Genomic DNA, 13,307 nt, shown 5'->3' with positions numbered 1-13,307 from the left:
TACTGGTAAGCGTGCTTTCTGGACTGGTAATCGTTGACAAACCGCAGGGATGGACCAGCCACGATGTGGTTGGCCGGATGCGGCGGCTGGCTGGTACCCGGAAAGTGGGGCATGCGGGAACCCTGGATCCCATGGCTACCGGTGTCCTGGTACTTGGCATCAACAAGGCCACGCGCCTGTTGACCTACATCGTGGGCACGTCCAAGACCTACACTGCCACCATCAGGCTGGGCGAAACCACCATCACCGATGACGCCGAAGGCGAGGTCACCGAAAGCCGGAGCGCGGCAGATGTCACCGATGATGGCATCGCTGCGGGCGTGGCCGCATTGACCGGCCCCATCCAGCAGGTTCCCAGCAGCGTCAGTGCCATCAAAGTCAACGGCGAACGCTCCTATGCCCGCGTCCGGTCCGGTGAGGAAGTAAAGCTTGCAGCCCGCCCGGTCACCATCCATCGCTTCGAAGTCCACTCGGTGGAAAGGGTCGACGGCGGCAGGGTAGTAGACGTCGATGTCACCGTGGAGTGTTCTTCCGGTACGTACATCAGGGCCTTGGCCCGCGACCTCGGCAATGACCTGGGTGTCGGCGGCCATCTCACCGCCTTGCGCAGGACGCAGGTGGGTCCGTACACGCTGGACCAGGCCCGCACCTTGGAAGAACTGGCAGAGGAACTGAACGTCCTGGAGATGTCCCAGGCGGCGCGGGCCCTCATGCCCAACCGGGAACTGACCGAGGAAGAAACCACGGAAATTTCCTTTGGCCGCCGTATTGCTGCCGGACCTGGAGCCGGAACGCCGGAGGCGGCAACGGCCGTGAACCCTGCGGCGGCGTTTGCGCCCTCGGGGGAGTTGGTAGCGCTGCTGGCTGATACCGGAAGCTTCGCCAAACCCGTGCTGGTCTTCGCTCCTGGAACCGGCTCGGGTGCAGGGAAGGCGGAGTAACCATGGACGGATACTTCTATGCCATCCTGATCGTCGGATTGGTGTCCACCATCATGTGCCTTGTAGCGGGCCTGATGAAGAAGGCCCCGAACGATCCCACCATCTACTCCGTGCTCGCCGTCGAATTGGTCCTCCTGGTCTATTTGGTGGGGTCGATAGTCCGGGTAGCCACAGGCGAGCAGATTGCCGGTGAGGCCTGGGAGTTCTGGGGCTACCTCGCGACCGCCCTGATGATTCCCTTGGGTGCTGTCTACTGGGCCATCCTGGAACGAACACGCTGGAGCAACTTCGTCCTGGCCGCCGTGGGAGTAACCGTGCTCGTCATGGGCGCCCGCATGAACCAGATCTGGTACTGACCTTGAAGGAAGAACGCAACGTGACTGGAACCGAGACCAACCCGGCAAACCCGCAGCAGAAGGACACCAGGAACACCGGACCTGGCCGCCTGCTGATCGCTGTGTACGCGGTGTTCGCGCTCTCCGCTACGGCTCGTGCCGGCTACCAGATCGCCACCAAGTTTGCCGAAGCTCCGTTGGCGCATATTCTGTCGGCGTTCGCCGCCGTCGTGTATATCATCGCCACCATTTCGCTGGCCAAGCCCGGCCGCACCTGGTTCAAGGTCTCCGTCGCCGCTGTCCTTACGGAACTTGTGGGAGTGCTGGTGGTGGGCGCCATCAGCCTCTTTGATCCCGTCGCTTTCCCCCACGACACTGTTTGGTCCCTCTTTGGCCGCGGTTATGGCTTCGTCCCGCTGGTGCTGCCGATCCTGGGCCTTCTGTGGCTGAACAAGCGCCGGCCGTCCTGAGTCAAACACCCCAGCGGGTAACCTTAGAATGTTCCGGCGCCGGGAGGTTGCCGGGCGCAATGAACATCTGCAGTAAAAGGCGAGGTTGATGGTCCACATCTGGAACGATCCCACCGAAGTCCCCAAGGACTTCGGACCTACTGTCGTTACCATCGGGAACTTTGACGGCGTCCATCGTGGCCACCAGCACGTTCTGTCGCAGTTGACCGATACGGCAAAGCGGCACAACATTCCCTCGGTAGCGGTGACGTTCGATCCCCACCCCGCGCAAGTGCACAGGCCCGAATCTGCCCCGGAACTCATCATGGGGCTCCAGGACAAACTTGAGGCCCTCGGCGATACCGGCGTGGATGCGGTGTTGGTCATGAAGTACACCCTCGACCTTGCGGCAATGACGCCACTGGAGTTTGTCCAGGAGGTCTTGGTCGAAGGACTCCACGCCGCGCATCTCGTGGTGGGGCACGATCTCCGCTTCGGAGCAGGCAATGCCGGTGACGTCGTAACCATGCAGGAGCTGGGAGGCCGGCTCGGGTTCAGCGTCCAGGTAGTCAATGAGTATGGTGCAGGCGGCTCCCCGGTACACGACGACGGCGATGCCGACCGCCGCTGTTCCTCAACCTGGGTGCGGGAGGCGTTGTCTGAAGGTGACGTCGTAACCGCAGCAGCAGTGTTGGGCAGGCCCCACCGCATGCGCGGGGAGGTAGTCCACGGCGCTGCCCGCGGCCGCGACCTCGGATTTCCCACCGCCAACCTCTCCCACGACTCCACGGGATACGTTCCTGCGGACGGAATCTATGCCGGCTGGCTGATCGACCAGTCCGGGACGCGGTGGCCGGCGGCCATATCCGTGGGTTCCAACCCCACGTTCGATGGCGTCAGCCGTCAGGTCGAAGCCCACGTGATCGACCGGCCCGAGGAAAAAGTGGAGGACTTCAACCTCTACGGCCAAACCGTCGCCGTTGAATTCACCCAGCGCTTGCGGGGCATGGTGGCGTACACAGGGCCAGAGGCATTGGTTGAGCAAATGTGCCTGGATGTGGCCCAGGCCCATGAGCTCCTTGGCCGTGGCTAAGGGCATTTCGACAACACTGCCGGCCTGCCGGTAAACTAATGAGTGGATCCGGCTGCAGTCCGTGGCGGCTGGACCTGTTTTTGTGTGCGGCGACGCCACAAGGGCAACCCGTCAGCGAGGCGCTGCACCGGGAGGCACGGCACAACTCTAGGAGTTCACGTGGCACTTGAAGCCGCTGTAAAGCAGTCCATCATCAAGGAATACGCAACCTCTGAAGGCGACACCGGTTCGCCCGAGGTGCAGGTTGCAGTCCTGACCCAGCGGATCAAGGATCTGACTGAGCACATGAAGGAGCACAAGCACGACTTCCACACCCAGCGCGGTCTGCTGGCCATGGTTGGTCGTCGCAAGCGCATGCTTACCTACCTGAAGAACACCGACATCGCCCGCTACCGTGCGCTCATCGAGCGTCTCGGCCTGCGTCGCTAGTCTGACTTTAGGGGCGGCCCGGTCCCTCACGGAACGGGCCGCCTTCTTCACCAACAACTAAAAACAGGAATCAACCGCATCGCGCATTCGCGGTCCTCGGTAGTGATTCCCGGGAGCAACCGTTGACGGTTGGCCCGTGGATCTCGATCGATGACCGGGTGTCGTACAGGCCAGGAAAAAAGAAGAGGCCTGGGTTGATGCGGCGGACTTCCGCTAACAGAAACGGAGGTGACTCTCTATGGAGGGTCCCGAAATCCAGTTCTCCGAAGCCATTATCGACAACGGCCGTTTCGGCAAGCGCGTCATTCGCTTCGAAACCGGCCGCCTTGCCAAGCAGGCAGCCGGCGCTTCGATGGTCTACATCGACGAAGACACCGCGCTGCTTTCGGCAACCACCGCAGGCAAGCAGCCGCGCGAAGGTTTCGACTTCTTCCCGCTGACGGTTGACGTCGAAGAGCGTATGTACGCTGCCGGCCGCATCCCGGGCTCGTTCTTCCGCCGCGAAGGCCGCCCGTCCACCGAAGCCATCCTCGCTTGCCGCCTGATGGACCGTCCGCTGCGCCCCGCATTCGTCAAGGGCCTGCGCAACGAGGTCCAGATCGTCGTCACCGTCCTGGCGATCAACCCCGACGAGCTCTACGACGTCGTCGCGATCAACGCGTCCTCGATGTCCACGCAGCTTTCCGGCCTTCCGTTCTCCGGCCCGATCGGTGGCGTCCGCGTTGCCCTCATCGCCGACGAACAGGGTTCACAGTGGGTTGCTTTCCCGAAGCACTCCCAGCTCGAGAACGCCGTCTTCAACATGGTCGTTGCCGGCCGCATCACGGGCGACGACGTCGCCATCATGATGGTTGAAGCCGAAGCTACGGACAACTCCTGGAACCTCATCAAGGAACAGGGCGCCACCGCTCCTACCGAAGAGGTTGTTTCCGAGGGCCTCGAGGCTGCAAAGCCGTTCATCAAGGCACTCTGCGAAGCACAGGCGGACCTGGCTGCACGCGCCGCCAAGCCCACGGTTGAGTTCCCGGTCTTCCTGGACTACCAGGACGACGTCTACGCCGCTGTTGAAGCCGCTGCCGCCGACAAGCTGGCTGCTGTCTTCCAGATCGCTGACAAGCAGGAGCGCGACAACGCCTCCGACGAGCTCAAGGACGAAGTCCTGGGCGCACTTGCCGGTACCTTCGAAGGCCGCGAGAAGGAGCTGTCCGCAGCTTTCCGCTCGGTCACCAAGCAGGTTGTGCGCCAGCGCATCCTCAAGGACCAGATCCGCATCGACGGCCGTGGCCTGACGGACATCCGCCAGCTGACCGCCGAGGTAGAGGTTCTGCCCCGCGTTCACGGTTCCGCGATCTTCGAGCGCGGCGAGACCCAGATCATGGGTGTCACCACGCTGAACATGCTCAAGATGGAGCAGCAGATCGACTCGTTGTCGCCGGTAACGCGCAAGCGCTACATGCACAACTACAACTTCCCGCCGTACTCCACCGGTGAGACCGGCCGCGTCGGTTCCCCGAAGCGCCGCGAAATCGGCCACGGTGCCCTTGCAGAGCGCGCCCTGGTTCCGGTTCTGCCGACGCGTGAAGAGTTCCCTTACGCCATCCGCCAGGTATCCGAGGCCCTCAGCTCCAACGGCTCCACGTCCATGGGCTCGGTCTGTGCTTCGACCCTTTCCATGCTCAACGCTGGTGTTCCGCTGAAGGCAGCAGTTGCCGGTATCGCCATGGGCCTGGTTTCCGACCAGGTTGACGGCCAGACCCGCTACGCAGCGTTGACCGACATCCTCGGCGCCGAAGACGCTTTCGGCGACATGGACTTCAAGGTTGCCGGTACGTCCGAGTTCGTCACGGCCATCCAGCTGGACACCAAGCTCGACGGCATCCCCGCTTCCGTGCTGGCAGCAGCACTGAAGCAGGCCCGCGAAGCCCGCCTGCACATCCTCGAGGTCATCAACGCTGCGATCGACACCCCGGATGAGCTTTCCGAGTTCGCTCCGCGCGTCATCGCCGTCAAGATCCCCGTTGACAAGATCGGCGAGGTCATTGGCCCCAAGGGCAAGATGATCAACCAGATCCAGGAAGACACGGGCGCGGACATCTCCATCGAAGATGACGGCACGGTCTACATCGGCGCTACCAACGGTCCGTCTGCCGATGCAGCACGTTCCGCCATCAACGCCATCGCCAACCCGCAGGTGCCGGAAATCGGTGAGCGCTACCTGGGTACGGTCGTCAAGACCACCACCTTCGGCGCTTTCGTCTCCCTCACCCCGGGCAAGGACGGCCTGCTGCACATCTCCGAGCTCCGCAAGCTGGCAAACGGCAAGCGCGTGGACAACGTTGATGACGTCGTCTCCGTGGGCCAGAAGGTCCAGGTCGAGATCACCAAGATCGATGACCGCGGCAAGCTTTCCCTCTCCCCGGTTGTTGCCGAGGACGAAGGCGCAGCTTCTGAGGACGCTCCGGCCGAGGCCGCTGAAGAGTCCGCAGAGTAGTCTGTAAGCAGTACACCCGGCGGGGCCGGTGGGCTTGAAAAAGCTCCACCGGCCCTTCCGGCCTTAACTTGAAAACCTGAAAGGCCTTGATGACTGTCGTACCCCTGCCGCTGGAGCAAACCCTTCCCGGTGGCGAATTGATCCATGGTGCCGAGGGCGGTTCCGTCGTTCGGCGCTCGGTCCTCCCCGGCGGAGTGCGCGTCCTGACCGAGGCAATGCCCGGCCAACGGTCGGCCACCATAGGGTTCTGGGTGGCAGTGGGTTCACGCGATGAAGCGGAGGGCCAGCACGGTTCCACCCACTTCCTTGAGCACTTGCTGTTCAAAGGCACCAAGCGACGCACCGCCTTGGAGATCGCCTCGGCTTTTGACGAGGTAGGTGGGGAGTCGAACGCCGCCACTGCGAAGGAAAGCACGTGCTACTTCGCCAGGGTCCTGGATACCGATCTCCCCATGGCCATCGACGTCATTGCCGACATGATCACCGGAGCGGTCCTGGATCCAGCTGAACTGGAGCAGGAGCGCGACGTCATCCTGGAGGAAATCGCCATGGACAGCGATGACCCCACGGATGTTGCGCACGAGAAATTCGTCGAAGCTGTCCTCGGCAAACACCCGCTGGCCCGACCCATCGGTGGAACGCCGGACGCCATCAAAGCTGTGGCCAGGGATTCGGTCTGGGCGCACTACCAGCGCTACTACCGTCCGGAGGAACTTGTCATCACCGCAGCCGGTGGGCTCGACCATGACGTGGTCTGCGACCTCGTCCTTGACGCCCTCACTGCCGCGGGATGGACGCTCGATCCCCAAGCTGCCCCGGTGAACCGCAGGGGAACCGAACGCGCTGTCATCAGCGGAACCTCGGGCCTCCACGTGGTCAAACGTCCCGTGGAGCAAGCCAACATCATTATGGGTTGCCCGACTATCGTGGCTACCGATGACCGCCGGTTCGTCATGAGCGTGCTTAACGCCGTCCTGGGTGGCGGCATGTCTTCCCGGCTGTTCCAGGAAATCCGTGAAAAGCGCGGCCTGGTGTACTCCACCTATTCCTTCACTGCCGCCTACGCAGACGCCGGGTATTTTGGCATGTACGCGGGTTGCACGCCGTCCAAGGTCCGACAAGTGCTGGACCTCCTGGGTGTGGAGTTGGAGAAACTTGCCAAGGAGGGCATCACGGAGGAGGAACTCCGCAAGGCTGTGGGACAGCTCAGCGGTGGAATTGTCCTGGCCCTTGAGGACACGGGGTCCCGGATGTCGCGGCTGGGCCGGGCAGAGTTGGTTTCCGGAGAGTTCCAGGACATTGACGAAACCCTTGCCCGGATCCAGGCTGTCACCGTTGAGGAAGTCCAGGAACTGGCCCGCGAACTCGCAGCGGCGCCCCGGACCATCACGGTGGTAGGTCCTTTCGAGGAAACCGAGACCTTCGGCCTCTGAATCTCTGGACTCACCCACTGTCAGCAGGGCAGCATGATCACATAGTGATGATGCTGCCCTGACTACGTAGGAGAGGCGATGAACCAGCCCCCAAGCGGCCAAGCTGCGGAGTTGCTGCATGACTTCCTCGGTCACTGGCGCGGCATCACCGAAGTTGCAGCCTCGCCGTGGCGGAGTGCCCGGACCGTGGAAGCAGAGGTGGTTTTCACCAAGGCCGCCGGCGGGTATGCAGTCGTCCAGAGCTACCGGCACCGGGAACCGGACGGCACGCATTTTGAAGGGCATGGCATGTTCACCGTTGACCTGGACCACGGGGATACCCTCTGGTACTACGTGGACAGCCTGGGGAGATCGCCCGCCAGCCCCGTCCGGGGGGCCTGGCACGAAGGGATCCTGACCCTGGACCGGAGGACTGCCGACGGCGTGGCCAGGCACACTTTCCGGGTTGAGGACGGGGTTCTGGTGCACACGGCCGATCTCAGGCTTGAAGGAACAGCTGATTTCAGCCCGTTGCTCAAGAGCGTCTTCAGGAAAGCTTGAGCCTTAACCGCCCGCGAAGGGCGGCAGGACGTCGATGACATCCTGGGCTCCCAGTGGTGCTGAACGGTCCCGCACCGCCACCTCATTGCGGAGGAAACTGCTCCGGGCCACGATGCGCTCCAGCGGGGGAGTCCCTTCCGGGGGCAGCGGACGTTCGACGGCGAGGGCGGCTTCCAGGAGCGCTTCCAGGCTGGTGCCTTCCGGGAGGAGGTGCACTTCTTCTTCGACCCCTGCGGCCGCGCGTGCGGCAGCGAAGTAACGGACAAGCAAGGATTCAGCCTCCGATTGCGCTCATGCTGCGGTCCGGCTGGACAAAGTCCGCTGCGCCGAGACCAGTGTGGTCCATGCCGTGGGCTTTGGGCTTGACCCACATCGCGTCCTGCCAACGTTCCGCCAGTTGCTGATCCGTGGCCCCGCCACGGAGCAATGCCAGGAGGTCGAATTCCTCGCGGGAGAAGAGGCAGCTCATGATCTTGCCCTCGGCGGTGATGCGGGTGCGGCGGCAGTCGGCGCAGAAAGGTTCGGTGACTGAGGCGATGATGCCGACTGTACCAAGTACCGGACCGGTGGCTTCACCCGACGCCGTGTCCCGGCGTCGTACTTCGAATCGCTCGGCGGGTGCGCCGTCCCGTTCCCGGGGGTCCCGGCCCAGCACGAAGTCGCGGGAAACCAGTTCGCGGATTTCCGCGGCCGTGATCATATTGCGACGCGTCCATCCGTGATCGGCGTCCAAGGGCATTTGTTCAATGAAACGGAGCTCATAGCCGCGGTCCAACGCCCAGGCCAGCAGGTCCGGTGATTCGGCGTCGTTGATTCCGCGCATCAGCACTGCGTTCAACTTGACCGGCCCCAAGCCGGCTGCCCAAGCGGCGTCGACACCGGCCAGGACGCGATCCAGGAAGGGCCGGCGCGTGAGTTGGGTAAAGGTTTCCTCGTGCAAGGAGTCGAGCGAGACGTTGATCCTGGTCAGGCCTGCAGCCTTCAGCGCCGCCGCTTTTTTGTCCAGCCCAACGCCGTTGGTGGTCATGGAGATGGGAAGGTCCGGATGATCGGTGCGGATTCCGGAAATAATGTCCACCAAGTCAGCGCGGACCAAGGGCTCGCCGCCGGTGAGCCGGAGTTCGCGAACGCCCAGAGAGTCAACACCGATGCGGACGATCCTGACGATCTCGTCCCTGGTCATCACGGCCTGTTTGGAGAGCCATTCCAGTCCCTCGGCCGGCATGCAGTAGGTGCAGCGCAGGTTGCATTTGTCCGTCAGGGACAGGCGCATATCGGTAGCCCGCCGGCCATATCGGTCCCACAGGCCCGCAGGCGTTCCCGCTGGCCGCGGCGGCGGTACGGGGACGCCACTTTCCTTGCTGCCGGCGGCGCCTGCCGGAGGGGGCACCGGCATTCCCAGCTGAACACTCATAAATTCAGGCTACGCCACCGTGGCGGGTTCAGTGACACCGATTACAGTCATACAGTTCTTACGGATTCCATACACTTGCGCCGCGGAACCCCGGATCGGGTGCTGTGCGCGGCCGGCAAACCTATGCTGAAAGCGTGACCACACCTACGGCATCATCAACGGAACCAGGGAATCGCCGCATCCTCCTGGTCGAAGACGAACAGACCATCGCCGATGTGGTCCGCGATTACCTGCTTCAAGCGGGCTTCCAAGTGGATATGGCCGGTGATGGGTTCACCGCACTGGAACTGGCAGCCGAGCGCCAGCCCGACCTCGTGATCCTGGACCGGATGTTGCCTGGACTGGACGGCGTTGAAGTGTGCCGGCGGCTCCGCCGAACCATGAGCGTACCGGTCATCATGGTCACGGCTTTGGGGACCGAAGATGACAGGATCCTGGGCTTGGAGATGGGGGCCGATGACTATGTCACCAAGCCCTTCTCGCCACGGGAACTGGTCCTGAGGGTGAAATCGGTGCTCCGGCGAAGCATCAAGGAGTTCACGCCGGAACCGCCGGTGGAAGGTGCTGGGCTCGAACTGGATCCCGCCTCCCGGACGGTCACGCACCATGGAGTTCTGCTGGCGTTGACAGTCCGTGAATTTGATCTCCTGGCTTTCCTGATGCGGCGTCCCAACCAGGTTTTCAGCCGGGAGGAACTCATCAAAGCCGTGTGGGGCTGGGACTTCGGCGACCTCTCGACCGTTACCGTGCACGTGCGCCGTCTTCGGGAAAAGATTGAAGCCAACCCCACCAAACCGGAACTGCTCAAGACCGTCTGGGGCGTGGGTTACCGTTTCGATTCCGGCGCCGGCCAGGTTGCGGGCAGCTCCGACATACTTGCCGGCCCTACCGATACAGGGGAGGAGGGCCATGGAGGGCAGTGAGCTCTGGACCATCCTGGCGTGGGTGCTGTTCTGGGCCGTCCTCATCGGCGCAGCCACCTTGCTCAGCCTGCGCCTGCTGCGGCGGGCATCTGTCCTGGCGCAGATCTGCCTGGTGGTGGTGGCTACAGTGGCAGTCCTGGTAGCCGGCATGGTCAGCGCTTTCAATGCCATGTTCATCTCCGCGAGGGACCTGGAAGTCATGTGGTACATCCTTGCCATGGCCTCAGCCGTAGCTGTAGCACTGTCCCTGATGTTGGGCGCCGGCGTGTCCCGGAATGCGGCCCGGTTGGTGGATGCTGCGCGGCGGCTGGGCCGTGGAGAAACCCTTGACCATGCAGGAGAGGGGCGGGGAAGCGCTCCGGCCATGACGTCCGAACTTGCCGAACTTGCCCAGGAGCTCGAAGCCAGCAGCCGGCGCCTCGCCGAGTCACGCGAACGCGAAGCCGCCATTGAGACTGCCCGGCGGGAGCTTGTGTCGTGGATTTCGCATGACCTCCGGACCCCGCTGGCCAGCATGCGTGCCATGACGGAGGCACTGGAAGACGGCATGGCGTCAGATGTCCCTGGCTATTACCGGAAAATCATCGGCCAGACCGAGCAGATGACCGCCATGGTCAACGACCTCCTCGAGTTGTCCAAGATCCAGGCCGGCACCCTGCGCCTTCGTGCAGAACCCCTGGACCTTTACGACCTCGTCAGTGATGCACTCTCCGATCTTGCGCCCTTGGCCGCCCAACGCGGCATCACGCTCGACGGCGGCGGGGACCGGGAGTGCATGGCAGTCGCCGACGGACCAAGCCTGGCCAGGGCCGTTCGGAACATCCTGCTCAACGCCATCACCTACAGCCGCCCGGGCACCGAAGTCCACGTCAGCGTCGGAAGGGGCAGCGTTGGAAGTGACATCGTCGGAGAGGACAGCACGGCCCGGGAAGGCACGGAGAACGACTGGCGGGCAGTGGTTGCGGTACAGGATCAGTGCGGGGGCATTCCTGCCGAGGACCTGCCCCACCTGTTCGAGACGGGTTGGCAGAAAGATCCCGCCCGTGGAGCTGCTGAGGGGCTGCAAGGCAGCTACAGTGGCGCGGGCATCGGACTGAGCATGGTGGCCGGCATCGTCAAGGCGCACGGGGGATCGGTCACCGTAGAGAACGTCGACGGCGGTTGCCGGTTTGCGCTGTCCCTTCCCGCAGGCCCCCTTCCCGCAGGCCCCCTTCCCGCAGGCCCGCTCGCGGAGGGGCCGCTCACAGCAGCCCCTCCCGCCTCGGGTTCGAATCCGGCTGTTGCACCTCAGGCTGACGCGCTTCAAGACGCGCTTCAAGCTGTTCCATCTCAAGCTGTGCCGCTTCAAGCTGTTCCATCTCAAGCTGACCGGCTTCAAGCTGACCAGGGTCCGGCCGCATTCCTTCCGGCGCGGGAGGTTCCGCCATCTTCCCTCCCGGTTTCGACCGGGACTTCAACAGAGCAACGCCCAGGAGGCGACGCATGACCACGCCCAGCAGTATCGACAAGCCAGGCCAGTGGGAGGACGGGCAGGGACGCGCGGCGACCCCTGAGACCTCGGGCACGCCGGAAACCACAGGCACACAGGGACGCGCAGCGACCCGGGACACCGCAGGGACCCGGGACACCGCAGTCCCGTCCGGACCCCAAGCACAGAAGTCGCCGCGGGCCCGGCCCAATCCACGCCTGTGGGCTGCGGCGTCCGGCATCGCGGCCGGCGGCGCCGGGATCGCTGCGGGCGAGCTGACAGCTGGCCTGCTGAGTCCCTTGGTTTCTCCGGTCACTGCCTTGGGCGGTGCAGTGATCGACGCCGTCCCTCCGGGGGTCAAGGACCTCGCTGTACAGTTGTTCGGCACAGCGGACAAAATCGTATTGATCGCCTCGATTGGAATCGTCGCAGGGCTCCTGGCAGCACTGGCAGGTGTCCTGGAACGCCGCCGTACTGGCTGGGGTTTGGCGATGGCCGGGGTTGCCGGGGCGGCCGGCCTGACCGCCGTCGTTACCCGTGCCCAGGCGGGCCCGCAAGCGGCCCTGGCCCCTATCGTCGCGGCGATCGTTACCATGCTGCTGTTGCGGGCACTCGTCCGCCGGCTCGCCACCTGGATCCCTCCCGGTGCTGCACCGGCGCGCCAGGGTGACGATCCCGCGCCGCTGGCGCGGCGCAGCTTCCTTAATGCCCTCGCCGGAACCTCCCTTGCGGCCGCCGTGGCCGGAACCGTTACCGCCGTCCTCACCCGCGCAACCACCGTGGCGTCAGGTTTCCGGGAGTCCATGACCCTGCCGGAGCCCACAACGCCGGCCCAGGCAATACCCGCCGGCGCCTCGCTGTCGGTGGACGGTATCAGCCCGCTGGTGACCCCCAACGCCGATTTCTACAGGATTGACACTGCACTGACCGTCCCTGCCATCGACCCGCCTGCCTGGAAGCTCAAGGTCACCGGGATGGTGGAAAACGAGGTCGAACTTGATTTCGCCACGCTTCTCTCCAAACCCATGACGGAGCGTCACATCACCATCGCCTGCGTGTCCAACAACGTAGGTGGAGACCTGATCGGCAACGCACTCTGGTTGGGCTGGCCGGTCAGGGAGCTTCTCGCCATGGCCCGGCCCAAGGCGGGCGCGGACATGGTGCTGAGCACCAGCAACGACGGCTGGACAGCGAGCACCCCTTTGGAGGCGTTGACGGACAACCGTGATGCAATGCTCGCCGTGGGCATGAACGGCGAGCCGCTTCCCTTGGAACACGGCTTCCCTGTGCGCATGATCGTCCCCGGACTCTACGGATTCGTTTCGGCCACCAAGTGGCTGACCGAACTGAAAGTCACACGCTTCGCCGACGATACCGCCTACTGGACTCCCCGCGGCTGGAGTGATCGGGGTCCCATCAAAACGCAGTCCCGCATCGATGTTCCCCGCAGCGGAAGGACTGTCCAAGCAGGAACGGTGCAGTTTGGAGGCGTGGCCTGGGCCCAGCACCGGGGAGTCAGCCGGGTGGAGCTTCGGCTCAACCGTGGGCCCTGGAAGCAGGCCACACTGGCCGGCGGGATTTCAACCGACACCTGGTACCAGTGGCAACTGGGCGTTGAACTCTCTCCCGGCGACTACGAGGTACAAGTGCGGGCCACCGACTCCACGGGCCAACCGCAGACCGAGGACAAAGCCCCCGTGGCTCCCGACGGCGCCACGGGCTACCACACCATCAACGTCAAGGTGGGATGAGGCCCTAGTCTGGGTAGGTCCGGAGAATTCCCGGTAGCAG

The 13,307-nt window shown here is 63.8% G+C and carries 13 protein-coding genes; 11 read left to right on the top strand and 2 right to left on the bottom strand.

The window, feature by feature from the left end; all coding sequences use genetic code 11:
- Positions 1-11: 11 nt before the first annotated feature.
- The 8 genes from truB (at position 12) to BLQ01_RS05875 (ending at position 7,711) form a co-directional block, all read left to right on the top strand.
- Complete coding sequence (gene truB / locus BLQ01_RS05910; RefSeq protein ID WP_217638352.1) at positions 12-941, top strand: tRNA pseudouridine(55) synthase TruB; 930 nt, start codon at positions 12-14, stop codon at positions 939-941.
- Between the two features lie 2 nt (positions 942-943).
- Positions 944-1,297 carry a hypothetical protein gene (locus BLQ01_RS05905; RefSeq protein ID WP_091550587.1) on the top strand — a complete coding sequence of 118 codons (354 nt, stop codon included), beginning with the start codon at positions 944-946 and terminating at the stop codon, positions 1,295-1,297.
- Between the two features lie 2 nt (positions 1,298-1,299).
- Positions 1,300-1,746 (top strand): hypothetical protein, encoded by a 447-nt coding sequence (locus BLQ01_RS05900; protein WP_091550585.1) that lies wholly within the window; start codon positions 1,300-1,302, stop codon positions 1,744-1,746.
- 88 nt (positions 1,747-1,834) lie between these two features.
- Positions 1,835-2,818, top strand: coding sequence for a bifunctional riboflavin kinase/FAD synthetase (locus BLQ01_RS05895; protein ID WP_026541548.1), 984 nt, complete (start codon positions 1,835-1,837; stop codon positions 2,816-2,818).
- A gap of 159 nt (positions 2,819-2,977) precedes the next feature.
- Positions 2,978-3,247: a 30S ribosomal protein S15 gene (gene rpsO, locus BLQ01_RS05890; RefSeq protein WP_026541549.1), complete on the top strand. Its 270-nt coding sequence runs from the start codon at positions 2,978-2,980 to the stop codon at positions 3,245-3,247.
- 238 nt (positions 3,248-3,485) lie between these two features.
- The gene (locus BLQ01_RS05885) at positions 3,486-5,738 is read left to right on the top strand and encodes a polyribonucleotide nucleotidyltransferase (RefSeq protein WP_091550584.1); all 2,253 of its coding nucleotides are present in this window, start codon (positions 3,486-3,488) and stop codon (positions 5,736-5,738) included.
- 89 nt (positions 5,739-5,827) lie between these two features.
- On the top strand, positions 5,828-7,171 hold the full coding sequence (locus BLQ01_RS05880) for a M16 family metallopeptidase (RefSeq protein ID WP_026541551.1): 1,344 nt from the start codon (positions 5,828-5,830) through the stop codon (positions 7,169-7,171).
- 78 nt (positions 7,172-7,249) lie between these two features.
- Complete coding sequence (locus BLQ01_RS05875; protein WP_091550582.1) at positions 7,250-7,711, top strand: DUF1579 family protein; 462 nt, start codon at positions 7,250-7,252, stop codon at positions 7,709-7,711.
- A 3-nt stretch (positions 7,712-7,714) separates the two neighbouring features.
- On the opposite strand, the gene BLQ01_RS05870 is transcribed toward BLQ01_RS05875, so the two are convergent.
- Complete coding sequence (locus tag BLQ01_RS05870) at positions 7,715-7,981, bottom strand: MoaD/ThiS family protein (RefSeq protein ID WP_026541553.1); 267 nt, start codon at positions 7,979-7,981, stop codon at positions 7,715-7,717.
- A 4-nt stretch (positions 7,982-7,985) separates the two neighbouring features.
- A complete protein-coding gene (moaA, locus tag BLQ01_RS05865) occupies positions 7,986-9,125 on the bottom strand; it encodes a GTP 3',8-cyclase MoaA (RefSeq protein WP_026547320.1) in 1,140 nt (379 codons plus the stop codon).
- Between the two features lie 134 nt (positions 9,126-9,259).
- Between moaA and BLQ01_RS05860 the strand changes: the two genes are divergently transcribed.
- The 3 genes from BLQ01_RS05860 to BLQ01_RS05850 are packed head-to-tail and all read left to right on the top strand — an operon-like array spanning position 9,260 to position 13,267.
- Positions 9,260-10,048 (top strand): response regulator transcription factor, encoded by a 789-nt coding sequence (locus BLQ01_RS05860; RefSeq protein ID WP_254779252.1) that lies wholly within the window; start codon positions 9,260-9,262, stop codon positions 10,046-10,048.
- Positions 10,035-11,534 (top strand): sensor histidine kinase, encoded by a 1,500-nt coding sequence (locus BLQ01_RS05855; RefSeq protein ID WP_254779250.1) that lies wholly within the window; start codon positions 10,035-10,037, stop codon positions 11,532-11,534. The genes BLQ01_RS05860 and BLQ01_RS05855 overlap by 14 nt, the downstream gene beginning before the upstream one ends.
- Positions 11,531-13,267 carry a molybdopterin-dependent oxidoreductase gene (locus BLQ01_RS05850; protein WP_254779248.1) on the top strand — a complete coding sequence of 579 codons (1,737 nt, stop codon included), beginning with the start codon at positions 11,531-11,533 and terminating at the stop codon, positions 13,265-13,267. Before BLQ01_RS05855 ends, BLQ01_RS05850 begins: the two co-directional genes overlap by 4 nt.
- Positions 13,268-13,307 lie beyond the last annotated feature (40 nt).

Source organism: Arthrobacter sp. UNCCL28, from assembly GCF_900102805.1.
GTDB lineage: Bacteria > Actinomycetota > Actinomycetes > Actinomycetales > Micrococcaceae > Arthrobacter > Arthrobacter nicotinovorans_A.
The sequence above is the reverse complement of the archived record's forward strand: the minus strand, read 5'-3'. Positions and strand labels throughout refer to the sequence as shown.

Excerpts from the sequence above, each read along its gene's own strand:
- BLQ01_RS05885 (WP_091550584.1), top strand. The coding sequence starts at position 3,486 with ATGGAGGGTCCCGAAATCCAGTTCTCCGAAGCCATTATCGACAACGGC.
- BLQ01_RS05905 (WP_091550587.1), top strand. The coding sequence starts at position 944 with ATGGACGGATACTTCTATGCCATCCTGATCGTCGGATTGGTGTCCACC.
- BLQ01_RS05850 (WP_254779248.1), top strand. The coding sequence starts at position 11,531 with ATGACCACGCCCAGCAGTATCGACAAGCCAGGCCAGTGGGAGGACGGG.
- BLQ01_RS05895 (WP_026541548.1), top strand. The coding sequence starts at position 1,835 with ATGGTCCACATCTGGAACGATCCCACCGAAGTCCCCAAGGACTTCGGA.
- BLQ01_RS05875 (WP_091550582.1), top strand. The coding sequence starts at position 7,250 with ATGAACCAGCCCCCAAGCGGCCAAGCTGCGGAGTTGCTGCATGACTTC.
- BLQ01_RS05855 (WP_254779250.1), top strand. The coding sequence starts at position 10,035 with ATGGAGGGCAGTGAGCTCTGGACCATCCTGGCGTGGGTGCTGTTCTGG.
- moaA (WP_026547320.1), bottom strand. The coding sequence starts at position 9,125 with ATGAGTGTTCAGCTGGGAATGCCGGTGCCCCCTCCGGCAGGCGCCGCC.
- BLQ01_RS05880 (WP_026541551.1), top strand. The coding sequence starts at position 5,828 with ATGACTGTCGTACCCCTGCCGCTGGAGCAAACCCTTCCCGGTGGCGAA.